This window comes from Paraburkholderia sp. SIMBA_030 (genome assembly GCF_046535245.1).
GTDB lineage: Bacteria > Pseudomonadota > Gammaproteobacteria > Burkholderiales > Burkholderiaceae > Paraburkholderia.
In genome coordinates, this window is sequence record NZ_JAWRXB010000297.1 from 1 (window position 1) to 289 (window position 289).

The 289-nt window shown below is 61.6% G+C and carries 1 protein-coding gene; it reads right to left on the bottom strand.

From position 1 onward, the window contains the following. Window positions 1-199 (bottom strand): LytR C-terminal domain-containing protein (locus SB772_RS40075; RefSeq protein WP_410838528.1); only part of this gene is annotated, 199 nt, incomplete at its 3' end. Between the last annotated feature and the right edge of the window lie 90 nt (window positions 200-289).

Here is a 289-nt window from a genome sequence, read left to right on the forward strand (position 1 = left end):
TGTTACTTACTTCGCCCACTTTGTAGCCGCGTGCCACAAACAGATCGGCCACGGTCTTCGCCAATCCGCCCCGGGTGGTGGCGTTGAAGACATTCAGGTTCACCGTTGCGTTGGGGACGTAGTCAAAGGTGGTGGTGGGGCACAGGCTGGTGGGCGCTTTGCTGGCCACCGCGGAGGGCACCTTGATCACTCCGTTCATGACGGCCCAAGCCCCTACAGCTCCGGCGCAGATCACGCCAACCAAAAGGACCAGGACAATGCCGTGCAGGAGCCGGCGGCCAAAACTACC